This is a genomic window from Streptomyces sp. NPDC022910 (assembly GCF_055561075.1).
This window is the reverse complement of the sequence record NZ_JBVHHL010000009.1, coordinates 25,852-47,267: the sequence shown is the minus strand read 5'-3', so window position 1 is coordinate 47,267 and position 21,416 is coordinate 25,852. Positions and strand designations below refer to the sequence as shown.

Below are 21,416 nucleotides of genomic sequence, written 5' to 3'. Positions count from 1 at the left end.
ACGCGGTACGCGAGGGGCGTGGTCTTTGTCGCGTGACGACCGTGTTTCCGTTCGGATGCGGCGTCCGCATGGTGAAATCGCAGCGCCTCGCTTAGCGTGATTCTCGCCACCCTTGATAAGGGTTGCGCTCAGATGAGCGGATCTTGGGCGTCTGCACTTCTCAAAGAGTGGCACTCAGTGCCACATCTTGATCGTTCATCGATCGAAATCAGACGTGTGGAAACCCGCTCACATGAGCGGTGGGCGCGGCTCCCGGGGTGCCGACGTGTTCAAGAAGTGAAAACATCCGCGCGTGTTGACTTGCCGAGCCTTGACTTTCGATCCAGTGGCGGACGAGTGGTTACAGGCGCATGACGCGCAAGTGGACGTACCCAGACGCCTTCGATCTGGGTATGTTCCTCGCCGTCAGGGCAGCCACCGCGTCCTCGAGGAGTCGAGACCGTGTCGGAAAACAAAGATCCCCACGTAGCTGAGAACGGCGCCGAGGGCGTGAAGTTCGTTTACGACTTCACCGAAGGCAACAAGGACCTCAAGGACCTCCTCGGCGGCAAGGGTGCGAACCTCGCCGAGATGACCAACCTGGGTCTGCCCGTCCCTCCGGGCTTCACCATCACCACGGAGGCCTGCAAGGTCTACCTGGACAGCGGTGAGGAGCCCGCGGCACTGCGTGACGAGGTGAGTGCACACCTCGGCGCGCTCGAGGAGCGGATGGGCAAGAAGCTCGGCCAGGCCGACAACCCGCTGCTGGTCTCGGTCCGTTCCGGTGCGAAGTTCTCGATGCCGGGCATGATGGACACCGTCCTGAACATCGGTCTCTCCGACAAGTCCGTGCAGGGCCTGGCGCAGCAGGCCGGCGACGAGCGCTTCGCGTGGGACTCGTACCGCCGCCTCATCCAGATGTTCGGCAAGACCGTCCTCGGCGTCGACGGCGACCTCTTCGAGGACGCGCTGGAGGCGGCCAAGGCGGCCAAGAAGGTCACGGTCGACACGGAGCTGGAGGCCGCGGACCTCAAGAAGCTGGTCACCAAGTTCAAGAAGATCGTCAAGGCCGAGGCCGGGCGCGACTTCCCGCAGGACCCGCGTGAGCAGATGGACCTCGCCATCAAGGCGGTCTTCGACTCGTGGAACGGCGACCGGGCGAAGCTCTACCGCCGCCAGGAGCGCATCCCGCACGACCTGGGCACGGCCGTGAACGTCTGCTCGATGGTCTTCGGCAACCTGGGTCCGGACTCCGGTACCGGTGTCGCCTTCACCCGCGACCCCGCCTCCGGCCACCAGGGTGTGTACGGCGACTACCTGCAGAACGCCCAGGGCGAGGACGTGGTCGCGGGCATCCGCAACACGGTCCCGCTCGCCGAGCTGGAGCGGATCGACAAGAAGTCGTACGACCAGCTGATGCAGATCATGGAGACGCTGGAGAACCACTACAAGGACCTCTGCGACATCGAGTTCACCATCGAGCGCGGTCAGCTGTGGATGCTGCAGACCCGCGTCGGCAAGCGCACGGCGGGCGCGGCCTTCCGTATCGCGACGCAGCTGGTGGACCAGGGCCTGATCGACGAGGCGGAGGCGCTGCAGCGCGTCACCGGCGCCCAGCTCGCCCAGCTGATGTTCCCGCGCTTCGACGAACACGCGAAGGTCGAGCAGGTCGGCCGGGGCATCGCGGCCTCGCCGGGAGCGGCGGTCGGCAAGGCGGTCTTCGACTCGTACACCGCGGTCAAGTGGTCGCGCTCGGGCGAGAAGGTCATCCTCGTGCGTCGCGAGACCAACCCGGACGACCTGGACGGCATGATCGCGGCCGAGGGCATCCTGACGTCGCGCGGCGGCAAGACCTCCCACGCGGCCGTGGTCGCGCGCGGCATGGGCAAGACCTGTGTGTGCGGCGCGGAGGAGCTGGAGGTCGACACCAAGCGCAGGCGGATGACCGTGCCCGGCGGGCACGTCGTCGAGGAGGGCGACGTCATCTCGATCGACGGGTCGAGCGGAAAGGTGTACCTCGGCGAGGTCCCGGTCGTCCCCTCCCCGGTGGTGGAGTACTTCGAGGGCCGGATGCACGCGGGCGCCGACGACGCCGACGAACTGGTCGAGGCCGTGCACCGGATCATGGCGTTCGCCGACCGCAAGCGGCGCCTGCGCGTCCGCGCGAACGCGGACAACGCCGAGGACGCGCTGCGCGCGCGGCGCTTCGGCGCGCAGGGCATCGGCCTGTGCCGTACGGAGCACATGTTCCTCGGCGACCGGCGTGAGCTGGTCGAGCGCCTGATCCTGGCGGACACGGAGGCCGAGCGCGAGGAATCCCTGAAGGAGCTGCTTCCGCTGCAGAAGCAGGACTTCGTGGAACTCTTCGAGGCGATGGACGGGCTCCCGGTGACCATCCGTCTGCTGGACCCGCCGCTGCACGAGTTCCTGCCCGACATCACCGAGCTGTCGGTGCGTGTGGCGCTGGCGGAGTCCCGTCAGGAGCCGCACGAGAACGAGCTGCGCCTGCTCCAGGCCGTGCACCGCCTGCACGAGCAGAACCCGATGCTGGGTCTGCGCGGGGTGCGCCTCGGGCTGGTGATCCCGGGCCTGTTCACGATGCAGGTGCGGGCCATCGCGGAGGCGGCCGCCGAGCGCAAGGCCGCCAAGGGCGACCCGCGCGCGGAGATCATGATCCCGTTGGTCGGCACCGTCCAGGAGCTGGAGATCGTGCGCGAGGAGGCCGACCGGGTCATCGCCGAGGTCGAGGCGGCCTCGGGCGCACGGCTGAGGCTGGCGATCGGCACGATGATCGAGCTGCCGCGGGCCGCGTTGACCGCGGGTCAGATCGCCGAGGCCGCCGAGTTCTTCTCCTTCGGCACGAACGACCTGACCCAGACGGTGTGGGGCTTTAGCCGGGACGACGTGGAGGCGTCGTTCTTCACGGCCTACCTGGAGAAGGGCATCTTCGGCGTCAGCCCGTTCGAGACGATCGACAAGGACGGCGTCGGCTCCCTGGTGAAGGCCGCCGCCCAGGCCGGCCGCGCCACCCGTCCGGACCTCAAGCTCGGCGTCTGCGGTGAGCACGGCGGCGACCCCGAGTCGGTCCACTTCTTCCACGAGGTCGGCCTCGACTACGTCTCCTGCTCGCCGTTCCGGATCCCGGTGGCCCGTCTGGAGGCGGGCCGGGCGGCGTCGCAGGCGGAGGGCAGCGACCACCGGTAGGAGACCCCGGGACCGACGTCGGTGTCCCCGACCCTCACCGACACCACGACGGTCCCGGTGCACCAGGAGGGGCGGCACCCTGTGCGGGGGTGCCGCCCCTTCGCATGCCGTCAGCTCTCGCAGGCGACGCCGTCGCCGTCGCGGTCCAGATGGGCGGCGTAGCCGGGGTCGCCGCGGTGGACGGGCGCGGCACCGGCGGCCCGTGCCTCGCTGCAGTTGGCGTAGTAGACGCTGGCGCCGCCGGAGCTGGCGCCATCGTCGGATCCACCGCCTGCGGCGGGCTGGGCGGTGACGGTCTTCGTGGCCCGGACGGTCTTCGTGGCGGTCACCGTGGCGGCGGGTTCGGGCTCTGCGGTCTGCGTGGCGGTGGCGGTCGCCGTGACGGTGACGGTCGGCGTCGGCCCGGCCGCCGCCGGTTTCGCGTCGGTCTTCGTGTCCTGGTCGCCGACGCCGATGCCGGCGCCGAGGAAGAGGGCCAGGCCCAGCGCGGTGAGCACATACCGCTTCCGGGCCCATCTCGGGGCGGGGCGGACGGGCTGCGGTACGGGTGGCGTGGTGTACGGGTTGGTCATATCGTCCCCCCAGATGCGTCGGATGCGGGCACGACCGTAATCCCGGGCTGCCGTTTATGAAGGAACGGTGATGGTTTCGTGATGAACATGCCGGGCTGGCGCGTGACCGACATTCCCGACCTGGGCGGCCGCGTCGCCGTCGTCACCGGAGCCAACAGCGGGCTCGGATACGTCGCCGCGCGGGAACTCGCGCGCGGTGGCGCGCGGGTGGTGCTCGCCTGCCGGAGCGAGGCGCGGGGGAGGGGTGCGCAGGAGCGGATCGCCGGAGAGGTGCCGGGCGCCGCGGTGGAGTTCGCGCGGCTCGACCTCGGGGACCTGGCCTCCGTGCGGGAGTTCGCGGCTTCCCTCCCGTACGAGCGGCTCGATCTGCTCGTCAACAACGCCGGGGTGATGGCGCTGCCGTACGGGACGACGGCGGACGGGTTCGAGACCCAGTTCGGGGTCAACCATCTGGGGCACTTCGCGCTCACGGGGCTGCTGCTTCCCGCCCTGCTCGTCGCCCCCGGGGCGCGGGTGGTGACCGTGTCCAGCATGGTGCACGCGCTGGCCAACATCGACATCCACGACCTCAACAGCGAGCGCCGCTACCGGCCTTGGGTGGCCTACGCCCGCTCCAAGACGGCCAACCTGCTCTTCACGCACGAGCTGGCACGCCGGCTGGCCGCGACCGGGGCCGACGTGGTCGCGGCCGCGGCCCACCCCGGGTACGCGGCCACCAACCTGCAGACCGCCGGTCCCCGGGCGGCGGGGCGCAGAGGCGCCGAGCGGCTGATGGAGATCGGCAACCGGATCTTCGCCCAGTCGGCGGAGACGGGCGCGCTGCCCGCGCTGTATGCGGCGACCGCGCCCGGCGTCCGCCCCGACTCCTTCACCGGGCCCTCCTTCGCGATGTGGCGCGGCGCGCCGGCACCGTCCCGGCGAGCGCCGTGGACCCTCGACGACGCGGTGGCAGGGCGGCTGTGGACCGCCTCCGAGTGGCTCACGGGGGTGACGTACGACGCCTTGAAGGCGTGACCTTTCAGGCGGTTCGTACCTCGTACGTCGCCACCCGCACCGTCTCGTCGTCCAGGCACCGCCCCGACAGCAGGTCGAAGCGCTGCTTGAGAAGGGGGGAGGCGACGAACGGGCGACCCCGGTGAGTGCCCGTCAGGCCGCGCGAGAGCACGGCCGCGCCGCCGAAGGGGTCCCGGTTGTCGATGCCGTACAGCCGGCCCGCCCGGTCGCGGAAGAGCGCCACCTGGCGGCCGTCCGGCAGCAGCGCCGCCACACCGCGGCCCGGGAGCAGCAGATCCAGGTCGCAGACCGTGAACCAGCTGTCCTCGTCGAGCCGTAGCTGGACCTTCAGAGCGGTCGTCTCGGGTGCCAGGGTCATCGCTGGGCGCTTCCTTCCAGGGGTCGCGTGCCGATGGTCAGCAGCGGCAGGTCGGGCTTGATCTGGTCGCGCTCGGGGACGAAGCCGACGACCGGGTCGGGGGTGTCCGGCGCGTTCACGAAGGACACGAAACGGGCCAGCTTCTCGGGGTCGTCGATGGTCTGCGCCCACTCGTCGCGGTAGTTCGCCACGTGGGCGGCCATCAGCGCCTCCAACTCCTCGCAGATGCCGAGGGAGTCGTGCACGACCACGTCGCGGACGTGGTCGAGGCCGCCGGGGATCCGCTCGAGCCACACCGAGGTGCGTTCCAGGCGGTCGGCCGTGCGGATGTAGAACATCAGGAACCGGTCGATCAAGCGGATCAGTTCGGCGTCGGACAGGTCCTGGGCCAGCAGATCCGCGTGGCGCGGGGTCGCGCCGCCGTTGCCGCCGACGTAGAGGTTCCAGCCGTTCGCCGTGGCGATCACACCGAAGTCCTTCGACTGGGCCTCCGCGCACTCGCGGGCGCAGCCGGAGACCGCCGACTTCAGCTTGTGCGGGGAGCGCAGGCCCCGGTAGCGCAGTTCCAGGTCGATCGCCATCCGGACGGAGTCCTGGACGCCGTAGCGGCACCAGGTCTGGCCCACGCAGGACTTCACCGTGCGGAGGGCCTTTCCGTAGGCATGCCCCGACTCGAAGCCGGCGTCCACCAACCGTGCCCAGATCAGCGGCAGTTGCTCGACCCGAGCGCCGAACATGTCGATCCGCTGTCCGCCGGTGATCTTCGTGTAGAGGCCGAAGTCGCGGGCGATCTCGCCGATGACGATCAGCTTCTCGGGGGTGATCTCACCGCCGGGGATCCGGGGAACGACGGAGTACGAGCCGTTCTTCTGGAGGTTGGCCAGGAAGTGGTCGTTGGTGTCCTGCAGGGTCGCCTGCTCGCCGTCCAGGACATAGCCGTCGGCGCCGATCGTGGGCGCGAGCGAGGCGATGATCGAAGCGACCGCCGGCTTGCAGGTCTCGCAGCCGTCCCCACCGCGCGCGCCCTCGCGCCCGTACCGGTCGAGGAGCTGCCGGTAGGAGCTGATGCGCAGGGCGAGGACGATCTCGTAGAGCTCCTCGCGGGTCTGCGAGAAGCAGCCGCACAGTCCCTTGTCGACCTCGACGCCGCTCGCCTCCAGCTCGGCGGTGACCAGCTGGCCGAGCACCTTGACGCAACTGCCGCAGCCCGTACCGGCCTTGGTGCACTTCTTCACCTCGGGCACGGTGGTGCACTTGTGCTCGGTGACCGCGCCGCGGATCGTGCCCTTGGTGACGTTGTGGCAGGAGCAGATGACCGCCTCGTCCGGCAGCGCGGACGGACCGAGCTGGGCGGGGGCACCCGATCCGGCGGGCAGCACCAACTGCTCGGGGGCGACGGGCGGCACGGACCCGGTCAGGGCGCGCAGCGTGCCGTACGCCTCCGCGTCGCCGACCAGGATGCCGCCGAGCAGTTCCCCGTCGCGGCCGATGACCAGCTTCTTGTACGTGCCCGAGCGCGAGTCCGCGTAGACGACGTCGAGGCAGTCCGCGGTGGTGCCGTGCGCGTCGCCGAAGGAGGCCACGTCCACGCCGAGCAGCTTGAGCTTGGTCGACAGATCGGCGCCGGTGAACGACGACTGGTCCGCCTCGTCGGCGGCGATCGTCGCGGCGGCCGTCCGGGCCATCTCGTAACCCGGCGCGACCAGTCCGTACACCCGGCCGTCCGAGGCCAGCGCGCACTCGCCGATGGCGAACACGTGCGGGTCGGAGACGGTGCGGCACTGCTCGTCCACGGTGATGCCGCCGCGCTCGCCGACGGCGAGCCCGCTGTCGCGGGCGAGTTGGTCGCGGGGGCGGACGCCCGCCGAGAACACGACCATGTCGGTGGCGAGTTCGGAGCCGTCGGACAGCTTCATGCCCGTCACCGCGCCGTCCTCACCGGCGACGATCTCCTGTGTGCCCGTGCCGGTGTGCACGGTCAGACCCATGTCCTCGATGGTGCGCAGGAGCGCGGCGCCGCCGCCCTCGTCGACCTGCACCGGCATCAGGCGCGGCGCGAACTCCACGATGTGCGTGGCCAGGCCCAGTCCCTTGAGCGCCCCGGCCGCCTCCAGGCCGAGCAGACCGCCGCCGACCACGGCGCCCGTGGTCGCCTTCGCCTTCGCGTACTCCTCGATGGCCAGCAGGTCCTCGATGGTGCGGTACACGAAGCAGCCCTCGGCGTCCTTGCCGGGGACCGGCGGGACGAAGGGATAGGAGCCGGTGGCGAGGACGAGCGTGTCGTAGGTGACGGTGAGCCCCGAGCGGGAGGTGACCGTCCGCGCGTCCCGGTCGATCGTCTCGGCGGGGTCGCCGAGGTGCAGCTCGATCCCGTGCCTCTCGATGAACTGCATGTCGGTCATGGACAGTTCGTCGGGCGTGGTTCCCGAGAAGTACGAGGTGAGCCGGACCCGGTCGTAGGCGGGGCGCGGCTCCTCGCACAGCACGACCACCCGGTGCGTGGCGGTCATGCCGCGCTCGGCGAGCGCTTCGAGAAAGCGCTGGCCGACCATGCCATGGCCGACGAGCACGATCGTGGGGGTGGCCCCCAGGGTGGCGGTCATCAGGAGCCTCCATCGTTGGTGAGCAGGTGGAGCAGCGGGGCGCCGTCCGCGGGGAGCGGTTCCGCTCCCTCCCAGGCGCGGGCGAGCGCGCCGACGGTGCCGAGTTCGCCGACGAGCACGCCGCCGACCAGGCGGTCGTCACGGACGACGACCTTGCGGTAGGTGCCGCGGGTGGCGTCGGCGAGCTGTACGACGTCGTCGCCGGGACGCGGTTCCGTCTCGCCGAAGGCGGCGAGGTCGAGGAAGTCCTGCCCGGCGAGAGTGAGCCGGGTCAGGGAGCGGGTGCCGGTGTAGCGGGCGTCGGGGCTGCCCGTGCCGCCGGTCTCGCTCGCGATCAGTTCGGCGAGGACTTCGGCCTGTTCGAGGGCCGGGGTGGCGAGCCCGTACACCGTGCCGGCGTGCTGGGCGCAGTCGCCGATCGCCCGGATGTGCGGGTCCGAGGTGCGCAGCTCGTCGTCGACGAGGACGCCCTTGTGGACGGCCAGGCCGGCCTCCTGGGCCAGGCCCACACGGGGGTGGACGCCGCAGGCCAGCACCACGAGGTCGGTGTCGAGGGCATAGCCGTCGGCCATCTCGACGGAGCGGACCGCACCGCCGAGCGTGCGCACCCCGCGGACCCGCGTCTCGGTGTGGACCTCCACGCCCAGGTCGGTGAGGTGGCGGCGCACCAGCTTCGAGGCGGACGGGTCGAGCTGGCGCTCCATCAGTCGCTCGGCCTGCTGCGCGAGGACGACCTGGGCGCCGCGGGCCGCCAGCGCGCGGGCGGCGGAGACGCCGAGCAGTCCGCCGCCGATGACGACGGCACGCACCCCCTCGCGCACCGCCTTGGCGAGCCCCAGGCAGTCGTCCATGGTGCGGAACGCGTGGACGCCCTCGGGAAGTTCGTGGCGCCCGGGGGCGAGCAGACCGCGCAGCGGGGGGAGCACGGGGTTGGAGCCGGTGGCGAGGACGAGCGTGTCGTATGCGATCACCGAGCCGTCGGCGCAGTGGATCTCGCGGCTCGCGCGGTCGATCAGGGCGACCCGGGCGCGCACGAGGAGCTCCGGGGCCGGGAGGGAGATCACCTGGGGCGCGTAGCGGCCGGCCAGGACGTCGGCGAGCAGGACCCGGTTGTACGGGGCGTGCTCCTCCTCCCCGACGAGCAGGGCGGGCGTGCCGAGCTCGCCGAGCCGCCGGGCGAGACGGGCGCCCGCGAGTCCGGCGCCGATCACCACCACACGCGTATTCGAGGTCATACATCGCAGCGTGCGGTGCCGACGTTACCCGGCCGCATCACGGCTGTTTCCCACGGGGAACGCTGCCCTCAGCGGAGGCGGTGTGGGGCTGTGAGGGTTCGGTGCGCGGGCGTCCGGCCGCGGTGAGCCTTCGCCGGCGAGGACATCGGCGCCGGTCGCGAGACGCGCCCGCGAGCAGGGGGAGGCCCCGAGCGGATCAGCGGCCGGCCGTCAGACGCGCGAAGACCACCACGTTTCCCTGATAGCCCGTCCTGCCCGAAAAACCGCCCCCGCACGTGATCACCCGCAGCTCGGGGCGGGCCGCCGCCCCGTACACCTTGTCGTCGGGGAAGTCCTTGTCCTGGAAGACCTGGACCGCGTACACGGTGAACACGGCCGTCGAGCCGTCGCGCCGGTGCACCTCGACGGTACTGCCCTTCTTCAGTGCGCCGAGGTCGTAGAAGACGGCCGGTCCCGTCGCGGTGTCGACGTGACCGGCGACGACCGCGGTGCCCGTCGCGCCGGGCGTGGTGCCGTCCTGGTACCAGCCGGCGAGGTTCTCGTCCGCCGCGGGCGGGGCTTCGAGGCTGCCGGTGGCGGTCAGGTGGAGGCCCGTGAGGGGCGCGTCGACGCGGATCGAGGGAATGCGGATGCGGTCGGGTGGGGAGGGCGACAGCGCGGGTGATCCGGGCCTCTCGCGGTCGGTGCCCGCGGCGGCCTGCGCGGCCGACGGCTGCGGCGGTGCCTGGGTCTCGGCAGCGCCCCGCAGCAACCATATGCCGGAGCAGAGGGCCGCGACCGTGACGGATGCTATGGCTGCGTCTCCGACCGCGCCGGACTTGCCGATCTTGCGCACGTGCGCCTCCTCACTGGATGCAGGGGTCCGTGCCCCCTCCGGGCCGCGAGGGGCATCGGACCCGGAGGGGAGCGGGACGGCGGTACCGGCGGACGGACAGCGGAGGGTGTCCGTCAGATCCTGTCGCCTCTCGCCCGGCGATGCAGGAGCCAGGTACCGCCCGCGGCCGCGACGGCAAGAGCCGCCACGCCGGCCGCGGTCTGCACGGGGTCGGGGCCGAGTGCGCCGCCGACCCCCGTCTGCACGCTTCCTCGCGGAAGCGTCGCGTCCTTGACCGCGGTCAAGGACACCATCAGGTCGCCGGTCACGGTGGAGTGCCGGCTGCCGGAGCACTTCGCGACGATCTCGTACGTCCCCGGCTGCGCGCTGGTCGGCACCCGGAACCGCCCGATGGCGTCCTGCCCGTGCGTGGTGGGCACGAGCGTGAAGGTGCCCGCGCCGACCGCGGTGGCGTCGCCGGCCGCCGAGCCGTCCGGGCCGCACGCCGCCGTGTTGACCGTGACCTCGGCCCCGGGCACGGCGGTCGACGGCAGGACCTCCAGGCTCCGGGTGTCACCGCCGTAGGCGGTCCCGGCGGCCAGGCCCGCGGCGGCGACGGCGAGCGCGGGACCGGTGATCAGGCGGGCCGTTCGTCGCATCGTGCTGCTCCTTGGAGAGGCCACGGCCCGCGGCATCCCGAGTGTGCCGCTGCGTAGGTCGTGCCCCTGCTCTGTCGAGGTAAGCGGCTGTCGGCCCCGCCCGCCTTCTGATGATGTGTCAGAAATACGATGAACGGGTGTCGGGCGAGGTGCTCCCGGAGGCGGCCTCGACGGCGTTCCGGCAGGTCACCGGCGTACGGCTGGCAGGGCACCGCAGAGCACCCGAAGAGCGCAGGGCGGGCCGCGAAACGGGTGACGGAGATGAGCCCCGGTCCCGAACGTGGCCTCGGGAAGGGCGGCGTGATCCCGCTCGGCGTGGCGCGACTTGACCTCGAGGAAGGTTGAGGTACGAGGGTGTGCGCCATGAACACCACCACGGATCCCTCCGCCTTCTCGCCCCTTCGCGTCGCCGTCGTGATCGGCAGCAACCGGCAGGGCCGCTTCGCTCCCGTCGTCGCCCAGTGGCTGCTCGGCCGGATCCGCGAAAGGGACGATCTCGTGCCCGACGTCGTGGACGTGGCCGAGGTGGCGCTGCCGACGTCCCTCTCCCGGTCCCGCGAGGCGACGGCCGCGCTCGCCGAGGTCACTCCGAAGCTGGCCGGCGCCGACGCGTTCGTCGTCCTCACGCCCGAGTACAACCACTCGTTCCCGGCCGGTCTGAAGAACCTGATCGACTGGCACTACACGGAGTGGCGCGCCAAACCGGTCGCCCTCGTCTCGTACGGCGGTGTCTCCGGCGGTCTGCGCGCGGTGGAACACCTCCGCCAGGTCTTCGCGGAGCTCCACGCGGTCACCATGCGGGACACGGTGTCCTTCCATGGCGCGGGTGCCGCTTTCGACGAGGAAGGGAGCCCGCGTGACGCGGTGGGCCCGGTCGCGGGTGTCAAGGTGATGCTGGATCAACTCGTCTGGTGGGCGAGGGCGTTGCGGGAGGCGAAGGAGAGGTGGCCGTATGCCGGGTAGTCGGCGCGGTCCGGTGGGCCGGACGCGTCCGTCGGTCCGCGAGTGCCTGCGTCACGGTCCGGTGGCCGGTCGCGGCCAGGACCGGATTCGTCTCCCGGTAGTGGTGCTCCGCCATCAGGCCGAAGCACAGGGCCCAGCCCCGCCCCCGCTGCCAGGTCGCGTCGTCGACCTCGGCCGCCTCGCGGAACAGATCGCGGGTGCCGGCCGTGAAGACGGCCCATGCGGCCAGCGTGTCGGCCGCCGGGTCGCCCACGCCCAGGCCGCCGAAGTCGATCACCGCGGTGAGTTTCCCGGCCCTGGTCAGCAGGTTCCCCGGCAGGAGGTCGCCGTGCAGCCAGACGGGGTCGCCGTCCCACTGGGGGAGCCGGACGACCTCCTCCCACAGCGCGGTCGCCGCGGCCGCGTCCACCCTGCCGTCGGCGCCCAGGTCGCGAATCGCCGCGCGGACGTGGGTATCGTTCGCCCCGACCGGGCCACCGCGCCAGGAGGCCGGGCCGCCGGTGGCGTCGGCCTTCCGTAGCGCCGCCACGAAGCGGCCCAACTCCACGGCCGCGGAGCCGAGTTCGGCGATGGGGGAGTCGTACGCGTTCTCGCCCTCCAGCCAGCGCAGTACCGACCACGGCTGCTCGTACCCCGCTGCCGGCTCGCCCCTGCCGAGCGGCACCGGGACCGCCAGCGGGAGGTGCGGGGCGAGCAGGGGAAGCCAGCGCTGCTCCTTGGCCACCTGCCGGGCCCCGCCGGGGCGGCGCGGGAGCCGTACGACCATGTCGTCGCCCAGCCGGTACATGGCGTTGTCCGTCCCCGCGGACGGGACCTCGGTGACGGGAAGTTCCGCCCACCGAGGGAACTGCTCCGCGATCAGCCGACGCACCAGGGCGCTGTCGACGTCGAGTTCGTCGGCGTGCATCTTCGCGGCGGGCATGGGTCTCCGTGAGGCCGTAGGACGGTCGGGTGCCGGAGCCTGGACGCACCGGCACCCGACCCGCCATGGATTTCCCCTCGGCCGAACCAGGTGATCAGCCCACGTCGACCGCGCTCCACGCCGCAGCCACCGCGTTGTACTCGGTGCTGCCGGCGCCGTAGAGGTCCTTCGCGGCGTTCAGCGTCGCCGTCCGGGCGCCCGCGTAGTTCGTCGAGGACGTCATGTAGACCGTCAGGGCCCGGTACCAGATCTTGCCGAGCTTGTCCCGGCCGATGCCCGTCACCGTGGAGCCGTTGCAGGTGGGGGAGTTGTAGGAGACGCCGTTGACGGTCTTCGCGCCGCTGCCCTCCGCGAGCAGGTACGCGAAGTGGTTCGCGACGCCCGAGGAGTAGTGGACGTCGAGATTCCCGACCGACGAACTCCAGCAGTCGGCCGAGTTGCCGTCCTTGGACGGCTTGTCCATGTACCGCAGCGCCGACTTGCCGAAGCCCGAGCGGACGATCTTCTCGCCGATCAGGTAGTCACCGAGGTCGGAGGAGTTGTTCGCGTACCACTCCACCAGCGTCCCGAAGATGTCCGAGGTCGCCTCGTTCAGGCCGCCCGACTCGCCGGAGTACGTCAGCGCCGCCGTCTTCGACGTCACGCCGTGCGACATCTCGTGGCCCGCCACGTCCAGCGCGACCAGCGGCCCGAAGGTCGTCCCGTCGCCGTCGCCGTACGTCATGCAGAAGCAGCTGTCGTCCCAGAAGGCGTTGTTGTAGTTGGTGCCGTAGTGCACGCGGTTGTACGAGCCCTTGCCGTCGCCCGCGATACCGCTGCGGCCGTGGACGGATCTGTAGTAGTCCCAGGTCTCGTCGGTGCCGTACTGCGCGTCCACCGCCGCCGACGAGCGGTCCGAGGCCGCGCCCGTGCCCCAGTGGTTGTCGGAGTCGGTGAACAGGGTGGCGGGCGCGCGGCTGAAGCAGACCCCGAGGATGCACAGGTCCGTCTTGTTCGCGGCGTCGCCGGTGTAGGTGTTGCCCCGCGTCGGGTCCTTGAGCTGGTACGTCGACCCGGACTGCGTCGTCTCCAGTGGAACCGTGCCGCTGTACAGGGACTTCCCGTCGCCGGTCGCCGTCTCGATGCTGTCCCACGCGTCGATCTGCCTGCCGGTGCGGGCGTCCGTGAGGACCGTGCGGGCGACCGGGTTGCCCAGCGAGTCCTGGCCCACCGCGTTGGTGCGCCAGGCGAGCCGGGGCGCGCCGTGCAGCGCGTCGACGACGAGCTGCGGCTTGGCCGTCACCTTCTTCAGCAGTTCGCCCGGGTTCACGGCGCGCAGCGCCGCTGCGGCCAGGTCGGCCGCCTCGGGAGCCTTGACGGCGGGGGTGGTCGTCGGCACGGTGATGGCGCGCTTCGTGGCCCGGTCCACGCTGCGGTAGGAGCCGCTCGGCGTCAGGTGGACCACGAAGTCGCCTCCGAGGACAGGGAGCTGACGGAACGTCCGGTCGTAGCGCACGTGCTGGCTGCCGTCCGTGTCCACGACGACGTCCCGCACGCTGGTACCCTGCGCCGGGGTCAGGCCCAGGCGCCCGGCCTGGTGCAGCAGTGCCGCCGCGGCGTTGCCGATCGCGGTGGCCCGGCTGGGTCTGTCGGCCGCTCCGGCGGCGGGGGCGGGGGCCAGGGCGGCGGCCAGCAGAGCCGCGGTGGTGGCGGCGGTACCGGCCGCGGTGAGACGGGAACCTCGGATGTGCCGTATCCGACTCATCGGTCTCCTCGGGAAGGCGCGTGGGGGCGCACGTGGGGAGTCAGAGACGGTGGCCCCTGACGTCCCCCCGATTTAAGGGTTCATGACATGTCATGTCCATAGCGCGCTCGTGGGGATGTGTGAGGGGTGAGAATCGTTTCTGCGAGGCTTCGGTAGAGACGCCGGAGGGAGTTCGATCATGGTTGCGGCCGGCCGGACCACCGGGAGAGCGGGCACGTGAGACTGCCGTTCTTCGTGTACGGGACGCTGCGCCCCGGCGAGCACAACCACGACCTCTTCCTGCGCGGCCGCACCCGCTGCGAGGAGCCCGGGCTGCTGCGCGGCGCCGTGCTGTACGACGGCCCCGGATACCCGTACGCCGTGGAGCAGGACGGCGGCACCGTCAGCGGCGAGATCGTCACCGCGCTGCCCGAGGCGTACGGGGAACTCCTCGCCGCCCTGGACCGGTTGGAGGACTACGTGCCGGGCGATCCCCGCAGCCTGTACGAGCGGGTGAAGCGTGACGTGACGGCCGTCGACGGCAGGACCGTACGCGCCTGGGTGTACGTCGCCGCACCCGCCGTCGCGACACGGCTGCGCGCACGGGCCAGGCCGATCGACGGCGGGGACTGGCTCGCCCGTCGCTGAGGGCGCCCCGCAGGGAGGGCAGCCGGCTGTCCACGTCGCTCGTGCGGGCGACCGCTCCGTGAACCCCCTCCCGCGGCCGCGCCGTCCGGCCTAGGGTCCCGGGCATGACCGACAGCGACATCACCCGGCGGCGTGCGCTCGCGCTGGGCGGCGCCGCCGCGGGCGCGGTCCTGGGACTCGGGATCAGTTCCTGCTCCACCCCGACCCGCGGCTCCCACGGCCCTGGTCCCCTCGGGGTGGCGAGCTCCGCCCCCGGTGCCGAGCTCTGCGTACTCGCCACGAGCGTCACCGCGGGGCCGTACCACCTCGACGGTGCGCTCTTCCGCAGGGACATCACCGAGGGCAAGAAGGGCGTCCCGCTCACGGTGCGGCTGACCGTGCGCGACGAGCCGCACACCTGCGCCGTGCTCAAGGGCGCGGCCGTCGAGATCTGGCACTGCGACGCCTGGGGCTACTACGCCGGCTACCCGACCGCGCACCCGGGCGGCACGGTGCCCGCCCGGAGCAAGGACACCAGCGGCGCGAACCTCAGGACGTATCTGCGCGGCTTCCGGACGACCGACACCGACGGCGTCGCCGAGTTCGTGACGATCTTCCCCGGCTGGTACACGCCGCGCGCCCCGCACATCCACGTCAGGGTGCACACCGGAGGCAGGAAGCGCGGCGGCACCTACGAGGGCGGCAGGATCAACTGGACCGGGCAGCTCTTCTTCGACGACCGCCACGCCGACGAGGCGTACACGAGGGCCCCTTACACGCTGCACACCGGTACGCGCACCCGCCTCGCGCAGGACACCGTGTACGGCGGGGGTGGCGCGAGGGACGGGCTGATGAGCGTCACGGGCGAGGCGGCCAAGGGGTTCGTGGCGACGCTGACCGTGGGGGTCGACACGACGCGGGAGAACACCGGGGCGGGAACGGGCGGTGAGGGGGCGCGGCGGTCGAGTTCACCGCCGAAGGGGACGCCCGTGACGCCGTCGCCGAGCGCACCTCCCGGCGGAACGGCACAGACCACGCCGCCCCCGGACGGCGCGGCGAGCGCGTCGCGGACGCCCAGTCCTTGAGTCACTTCCCCAGGGCGCTGCCCACGCGCTCCAGCCGTACCGCGCACACCTTGAACTCCGGCATGCGGGAGGTGGGATCGAGGGCCGGGTTGGTCAGCGTGTTGGCGCGGCCCTCGCCCGGCCAGTGGAAGGGCATGAAGACGGTGTCGGGCCGGATGGCACGGCTGATCCGCGCGGGCGCGACGGCCCGCCCCCGCCGTGACACGACGGCCACCGCCTCCCCGTCCGCCGCGCCGAGCCGCTCGGCCAGCCGCGGGTGCATCTCCACGTACGGGCCGGGCGCGGCGGCGTTCAGCTCCTCGACGCGACGCGTCTGCGCCCCCGACTGGTACTGCGCGACGACCCGCCCGGTGGTCAGCAGCACCGGATACGCGTCGTCGGGTTCCTCGGCGGCGGCCCGGTACGTCACCGGCGTGAACCGCGCCCGGCCGTCCTCGGTCGCGAAACGGTCGAGGAAGAGGCGGGGGGTGCCGGGATGGACGGTGGACGGTGGTTCGTCGTGCGCCTGGTCGTCCGGGTGCACGTCCAGGGAGGCGTCCTCACCGTCATCCGCACCGGCGGGCGCCGGGCACGGCCAGAACACGCCGTTCTCCTCCGCCAGCCTCCGGTAGGTGATCCCCGAGTAGTCCGCCGGGCCGCCCGCACTGGCGCGGCGGAGTTCGTCGAAGACCTCCTCAGGGTCCGTGGGGAAGCCCTTCTCCACGCCCAGCCTGGCGGCGAGTTCGTGCAGGACCTCCAGGTCGCTGCGGACCTCGGGCGGCGGGGTCAGCGCGCGGCGGCGCAGCAGGACCCGGCCCTCCAGGCTGGTCGTCGTGCCCGTCTCCTCCGCCCACTGCGTGACCGGCAGCACGACGTCCGCCAGCTGCGCCGTCTCCGAGAGGACCACGTCGCACACCGCCAGGAAGTCCAGCGAGCGCAGCCGGTCCTCGATGTGTGCGGCGCGCGGCGCCGACACCACCGGGTTGGAGCCCATCAGCAGCAGGGTGCGGATGTCCGTGCCCAGCGCGTCGAGGAGTTCGTACGCGCTCCGCCCGGGGCCGGGCAGCGTGTCCGGGTCCACCCCCCACACCTGGGCCACGTGCCGCCGGGCCGCCGGGTCCGTCAGCTTGCGGTAGCCGGGCAGCTGGTCGGCCTTCTGACCGTGTTCGCGGCCGCCCTGCCCGTTGCCCTGGCCGGTCAGGCAGCCGTAGCCGGACAGCGGGCGGCCCGCGCGGCCGGTCGCCAGGCACAGGTTGATCCACGCGCCCACCGTGTCCGTGCCCTTGGACTGCTGCTCGGGCCCGCGCGCGGTCAGCACCATCGCGGCCTCCGGCGCGCAGAACAGCCGCACCGCCTCCCGGAGCTCGGGAACGGACACCCCCGTGATCCGCTCCACGTACTCCGGCCAGTGCTCCATCGCCGCGGCCTGCGTCTCCTCCCAGCCGCTGGTGCGCTCCTGGATGTACGCCTCGTCCGCGCGCCCCTCGGCGACGATCAGGTGCAGCAGCCCCAACGCCAGCGCCAGGTCCGTCCCGGGCCGTGGCGCCAGATGCAGGTCCGCCTGCTCGGCGGTCCGCGTGCGGCGCGGGTCGACGACGATCAACGTGCCGTCGTTCTCCTTCAGCTCCGTCAGATACCGCAGCGCGGGCGGCATCGTCTCCGCGAGGTTGGAACCGACCAGGATCACGCACCCGGTGCGTGGAATGTCCTCCAGCGGGAACGGCAGCCCGCGATCGAGGCCGAACGCCCGCACACCCGCGGCCGCCGCCGACGACATGCAGAACCGGCCGTTGTAGTCGATCTGCGAGGTGGCGAGGACCACCCGGGCGAACTTCCCGAGTGCGTAGGCCTTCTCGTTCGTCAGACCGCCCCCGCCGAACACCCCGAGCGCGTCGGGGCCGTGCTCCGTGCGCGCCCGGGAGAGCTCCCGGGCGACACGGTCCAGGGCCTCGTCCCAGGTGGCCGGCGTGAGAACACCCCCGGAGCGCACCAACGGCGAGGTCAGCCGCACTCCCGAGGACAGCAGCGCGGGCGCCGTCCGGCCCTTGCCGCACAGTGCGCCCCGGTTCACCGTGAAGTCCGTACGTTCGGTCACCTCGACGCCCCCCTCCGGCGAGGGCGACAGGTTCATCCCGCACTGCAGGGCGCAGTACGGGCAGTGGGTGGGCGTCGAGGTGGTCTGCATGCAGCTCAGCGTGCTTCGCCGGTGTTACATGCCGTGGCCGCTCCCTGTTACACGGCCGGGACGGTGACCTCCCCGCGCAGAGCGAGGCAGCGTGAGGTCACCGGTGCTACTGCCGGTTCAGCGAGCGCGTGACGCCCGCCGCGATCGTCGTCGCCAGCACCCAGCCGGTGGCGATCAGCAGATACGACAGCCACTGGTACCAGCCGCGCGGCGCGTACGCCCCCTCCTGCCCGAAGTCGATGATCGGCAGCAGCAGGTCCAGGGTGTAGAAGAGCGGGTTGAACCCGGGCGCCTCGGAGGGCTTCAGCGCGGGCGGGTGGTGGAGCGCGAAGGCGAGCGTGCCGGTGCACAGCAGCAACAGCAGCCAGCCCGCGGCCCGCATCGGGCGGAAGCCGTAGCCGACCGCCGCGTCCTGCACATGGCCCCACAGCCGGGCGTACCGCGGCAGGGTACGGCGGCGTCGGCGGAGCTTTGCCAACTGGACGGTGCGCGCCGCGGCGTCGTCGCCCGTCGTGCGGTACGCCATGGTCAACTGCTCGTAGGAGTAAGGGAGGTAGCCCTCCGTGTCGCGCTCCAGCAGCGGGAGCCGCTGCTCGGCGGGGAGGTGCGGGGTCAGGACGCGGTAGCTGAGCCCGTCGGTCCGGACACGCTCGGGCCAGACCTGGGGCGGCACGTGCAGGAGGTCCACCTGGGTGCGGCGCAGGTTGACGGCGCCCTCGATGGGTGCCGCGTCGCGCAGCCACAATTCGCCGATGACGCAGCTGCTGGCGCGCAGGGCCTGTCCGTCCGGGTGGGACAGGCGGGCGTGCGCGAGGTTGAGCTGGTGGGGAATCCTGGCGCCACGCAGGTTGACCCGCCCGTGGGTGCGAAGCCGCATCCCCCGCAGATCGGTGCCGACCGAGAGGGTCTCGGCGTCCAGAGCGGTACCGCCGGGGCTCTGCAGCACGGCGTCGTCGAGGTTCACCTGCCCACCGACGGTGGTTCCCTTCAGCCGGACCTCGCCGTTGGCGACGAGCCTTACGGCCCACACGTCCGTGCCCACCTCCGCGTGGTTGAGCTGGAGGACGGGTTCCTCGGGGACCTGGTCGAGGATGCCGAGCCGCGCCTCGTTGGCGAAGAACGCCCCGGCGATCCTCGCCCCCGCGAGCCGTACCGGACCGGAGATGCGGCAGCAGGTGATCCGCAGCACCCCGCCGACTCGGAGCGCGCCCGCGGTGAGCCCGGGAAGGACCGAGTCGGTCAGCACCAGGGCGGGGATCTGCGCCCCGTACAGATTCGGGACCGCGTCGAAGTGACAGTGCCGCAGCCGGACGGGGTGTTCCACCGTCCCGTACATGAGGTGCAGTACCCCGGTGATGCGCGCACCCCACAGCTTCAGCCCGGCGATCTCCCCGCCCCGGGCCGGCCCGTCCAGCAGCAACGCCCGCAGCACCTCGGCCCGTACGGTGCGCTCGGGACCCCAGGACGCGCCCGCCGTGGGTTCCTCGTCGGGGCTCTCGCGGAAGTCGACGCCCTCACCGAGCGGGAAGGCATCCCGGACGCGGCGCTCGGCTGCCGTCAGGTCCGTGATCTCCACCCTCAGCCCCGCCCCGCCGCCAGCGCCTTCGCGACCCCCTGTTCCTTGGGGCCGAGGAACCGCGGGTCCGGGTGGAACAGCGCGTCCAGGGCCGCCTTGCCCGCCGCGAAGATCTCCCGGGTGCCGCCGTAGTACCAGGTCACGTCGTGCTTGTCGTCGACTCCGACGCCGTACGACGTCACGCCCGCCGCCTGGCACAGGGCGACCGCGCGCCGGATGTGGAAACCCTGGCTGATCAGGACCGCCCGGTCGACGTCGAAGATCCTCTTCGCCCGGACGCAGGAATCCCAGGTGTCGAACCCCGCGTAGTCGCGCACGATCCGCTCGCCCGGCACGCCGTGCTTCGTCAGGTAGTCGCGCATCGCGTCCGGTTCGTCGTAGTCCTTGCGGCTGTTGTCGCCGGTGACCAGGACGACCTCGACCCGGCCCGCCCGGTACAGATGCGCCGCCGCGTCCAGCCGGTGGGCGAGGTACGGCGACGGCTCGCCGTCCCACAGGCCCGCGCCGAAGACCACGGCGACCTCCGTGCGCGGCACGTCCGCGGTCGTGCGGAGCCGGCCGCCCGTGCTCAGGAACATCCACGTCGCCGGCAGCAGCGCCAGCACGCACAGCAGCACCAGGCCCTGCACGGCACGCCGCTGCCCGGCACGCGTGCGCGGCAGCTTCGGTCCCCGGATCCTCAGGCGCGGCAGGCCCATCGAAACGCGTCCCCCCAGGTCGGTCGCTCCACCACTGTCGCCAGTGGGGACGCAGCGTACGGTGATGCGGTTCGCGCGGGACACGAGGGGTGTCCCATGCGGCCGGCCTCCGCGCCGAGGGGCGCGCGAAGGAAACCCCGCGCCTCCTCACACCTCCTGCCCCCGTAGCGTGAAACCCCGGAAAACAACCCGGTCATGGTCACGCAACGGCGCGGCAACCTCCTGCCGCCAGGATCGGTCCATGACGGCGTCGACCCCTCCTCGCGACGAGTCCCACCTCCGCCCCGGCGGCCAGCCGCTCCGTGGCGCCCACCTCGACAGTACGGCGCAACTCATGAACCGGATCACCAGCCAGCTCGGCAGCCAGCTCAGCCTGGTCTCCCTCGACGGCACCCGGCGCCCGGCCCCGCCCGCGCTCGTCCTCGTGGCACACGGCAGCCGTGACCCGCGCGCCCTGTCGACCGTGCGCACCCTGGTCGAACGCGTCCGCGAACTGCGCCCGCACCTGCCCGTCCACCTCGGCCACATCGAGCTGAACGAGCCCCTGCTGCCCGACACCCTCGCGGCCCTCGGCGACGCCCGCGCCGTCCTCGTACCGCTGCTCCTCAGCCGCGGCCACCACGTCAAGCGGGACATCCCCGAAGCCGCCGCCGCGGCGCGGGCGGACGCGCACGTGGCCGCGCCGCTCGGCCCGCACCCCCTCCTCGTGGAGACCCTCCACGCCCGTCTGGTCGAGGCCGGCTGGCCGACGACGCTCAGCGACGCCCAGCGCCGGGCGAGCGCCGTCGTGCTCGCCGCCGCCGGTTCCCGCGACCCCGACTCCGCCGTCGACACCCGCCGCACCGCGCAGCTCCTCGGCGAACGCCTCGGCGTCCCCGTCGTCCCCGCCTACGCCTCCGCCGCCGCGCCCACCGTGTCCGAGGCGGTGCGCGCACTCACCGCCCGCGGCCGCCACCGGATCGCCGTCGCCTCCTACTTCGCCGCGCCCGGCCGCTTCGCCACCGAGTGCGCCGAGGCCGCCCCGTGGATCGCCGCGGCCCCGCTCGGCGCCCATCCGGCGATGGCCCGCCTCGTGCTGCACCGCTACGACCAGGCACTCGCGGCCGCCGAGCCGGCCGACGAACGCGCGCTGGCCTCGGCCTGAACCCTCTTTTCTGGCTCGTTCGCGTCCGGGGCGCTTGAGCGGGTGTCGAGACCGCGAGCGTGCTCAGCGCTTCGCG

At 72.2% G+C, this 21,416-nt stretch carries 17 protein-coding genes; 6 read left to right on the top strand and 11 right to left on the bottom strand.

The genetic code is table 11. The annotated features are described in order from the left end of the window. Nucleotides 1-441: 441 nt before the first annotated feature. A complete protein-coding gene (ppdK, locus tag ACZ3TS_RS11425; protein WP_467616221.1) occupies nt 442-3,183 on the top strand; it encodes a pyruvate, phosphate dikinase in 2,742 nt (913 codons plus the stop codon). 110 nt (nt 3,184-3,293) lie between these two features. On the opposite strand, the gene ACZ3TS_RS11420 is transcribed toward ppdK, so the two are convergent. Further along, nucleotides 3,294-3,755: an excalibur calcium-binding domain-containing protein gene (locus ACZ3TS_RS11420; protein ID WP_467616218.1), complete on the bottom strand. Its 462-nt coding sequence runs from the start codon at nt 3,753-3,755 to the stop codon at nt 3,294-3,296. Between the two features lie 87 nt (nt 3,756-3,842). On the opposite strand from ACZ3TS_RS11420, the gene ACZ3TS_RS11415 reads away from it, so the two are divergent. After that, a complete protein-coding gene (locus tag ACZ3TS_RS11415) occupies nt 3,843-4,769 on the top strand; it encodes an oxidoreductase (RefSeq protein WP_467616530.1) in 927 nt (308 codons plus the stop codon). A 4-nt stretch (nt 4,770-4,773) separates the two neighbouring features. Here ACZ3TS_RS11415 and nirD read toward each other — a convergent pair whose 3' ends face one another. From nirD to ACZ3TS_RS11390, 5 genes are all read right to left on the bottom strand, one after another. Continuing rightward, entirely contained in the window at nt 4,774-5,127 is a 354-nt protein-coding gene (nirD, locus tag ACZ3TS_RS11410; protein ID WP_467616215.1) for a nitrite reductase small subunit NirD, read from the bottom strand. Then, nucleotides 5,124-7,730, bottom strand: a complete 2,607-nt coding sequence (gene nirB, locus ACZ3TS_RS11405) for a nitrite reductase large subunit NirB (protein WP_467616213.1) — start codon at nt 7,728-7,730, stop codon at nt 5,124-5,126. The genes nirD and nirB overlap by 4 nt, the downstream gene beginning before the upstream one ends. After that, on the bottom strand, nt 7,730-8,965 hold the full coding sequence (locus ACZ3TS_RS11400; RefSeq protein WP_467616210.1) for an NAD(P)/FAD-dependent oxidoreductase: 1,236 nt from the start codon (nt 8,963-8,965) through the stop codon (nt 7,730-7,732). Before ACZ3TS_RS11400 ends, nirB begins: the two co-directional genes overlap by 1 nt. Before the next feature lie 196 nt (nt 8,966-9,161). Further along, nucleotides 9,162-9,800: a class F sortase gene (locus tag ACZ3TS_RS11395; protein ID WP_467616207.1), complete on the bottom strand. Its 639-nt coding sequence runs from the start codon at nt 9,798-9,800 to the stop codon at nt 9,162-9,164. A 113-nt stretch (nt 9,801-9,913) separates the two neighbouring features. Beyond that, nucleotides 9,914-10,438: a hypothetical protein gene (locus ACZ3TS_RS11390; protein ID WP_467616205.1), complete on the bottom strand. Its 525-nt coding sequence runs from the start codon at nt 10,436-10,438 to the stop codon at nt 9,914-9,916. Between the two features lie 363 nt (nt 10,439-10,801). Between ACZ3TS_RS11390 and ACZ3TS_RS11385 the strand changes: the two genes are divergently transcribed. Next, complete coding sequence (locus tag ACZ3TS_RS11385; RefSeq protein WP_467616202.1) at nt 10,802-11,401, top strand: NADPH-dependent FMN reductase; 600 nt, start codon at nt 10,802-10,804, stop codon at nt 11,399-11,401. On the opposite strand, the gene ACZ3TS_RS11380 is transcribed toward ACZ3TS_RS11385, so the two are convergent. Continuing rightward, nucleotides 11,322-12,323 carry an aminoglycoside phosphotransferase family protein gene (locus tag ACZ3TS_RS11380; protein ID WP_467616200.1) on the bottom strand — a complete coding sequence of 334 codons (1,002 nt, stop codon included), beginning with the start codon at nt 12,321-12,323 and terminating at the stop codon, nt 11,322-11,324. The genes ACZ3TS_RS11385 and ACZ3TS_RS11380 overlap by 80 nt on opposite strands. Nucleotides 12,324-12,417: 94 nt before the next feature. Next, nucleotides 12,418-14,067, bottom strand: coding sequence for a M4 family metallopeptidase (locus tag ACZ3TS_RS11375; protein ID WP_467616197.1), 1,650 nt, complete (start codon nt 14,065-14,067; stop codon nt 12,418-12,420). A gap of 216 nt (nt 14,068-14,283) precedes the next feature. On the opposite strand from ACZ3TS_RS11375, the gene ACZ3TS_RS11370 reads away from it, so the two are divergent. Both ACZ3TS_RS11370 and ACZ3TS_RS11365 read left to right on the top strand, forming a co-directional pair. Then, nucleotides 14,284-14,694, top strand: coding sequence for a gamma-glutamylcyclotransferase family protein (locus tag ACZ3TS_RS11370; protein WP_467616195.1), 411 nt, complete (start codon nt 14,284-14,286; stop codon nt 14,692-14,694). A 104-nt stretch (nt 14,695-14,798) separates the two neighbouring features. Continuing rightward, nucleotides 14,799-15,758 carry an intradiol ring-cleavage dioxygenase gene (locus ACZ3TS_RS11365; RefSeq protein ID WP_467616192.1) on the top strand — a complete coding sequence of 320 codons (960 nt, stop codon included), beginning with the start codon at nt 14,799-14,801 and terminating at the stop codon, nt 15,756-15,758. Between the two features lies 1 nt (nt 15,759). Here the strand turns inward: ACZ3TS_RS11365 and ACZ3TS_RS11360 are convergent, their stop codons facing one another. From ACZ3TS_RS11360 to ACZ3TS_RS11350, 3 genes are all read right to left on the bottom strand, one after another. Next, nucleotides 15,760-17,922 carry a molybdopterin oxidoreductase family protein gene (locus tag ACZ3TS_RS11360; protein WP_467616189.1) on the bottom strand — a complete coding sequence of 721 codons (2,163 nt, stop codon included), beginning with the start codon at nt 17,920-17,922 and terminating at the stop codon, nt 15,760-15,762. A gap of 106 nt (nt 17,923-18,028) precedes the next feature. Further along, a complete protein-coding gene (locus ACZ3TS_RS11355; protein ID WP_467616186.1) occupies nt 18,029-19,498 on the bottom strand; it encodes a membrane-associated oxidoreductase in 1,470 nt (489 codons plus the stop codon). A gap of 2 nt (nt 19,499-19,500) precedes the next feature. Next, nucleotides 19,501-20,196: a SanA/YdcF family protein gene (locus tag ACZ3TS_RS11350; protein WP_467616183.1), complete on the bottom strand. Its 696-nt coding sequence runs from the start codon at nt 20,194-20,196 to the stop codon at nt 19,501-19,503. 241 nt (nt 20,197-20,437) lie between these two features. Here ACZ3TS_RS11350 and ACZ3TS_RS11345 point away from each other — a divergent pair, with 241 nt between their 5' ends. Then, nucleotides 20,438-21,340, top strand: coding sequence for a sirohydrochlorin chelatase (locus ACZ3TS_RS11345; RefSeq protein WP_467616180.1), 903 nt, complete (start codon nt 20,438-20,440; stop codon nt 21,338-21,340). The last annotated feature ends 76 nt before the right edge of the window (nt 21,341-21,416 follow it).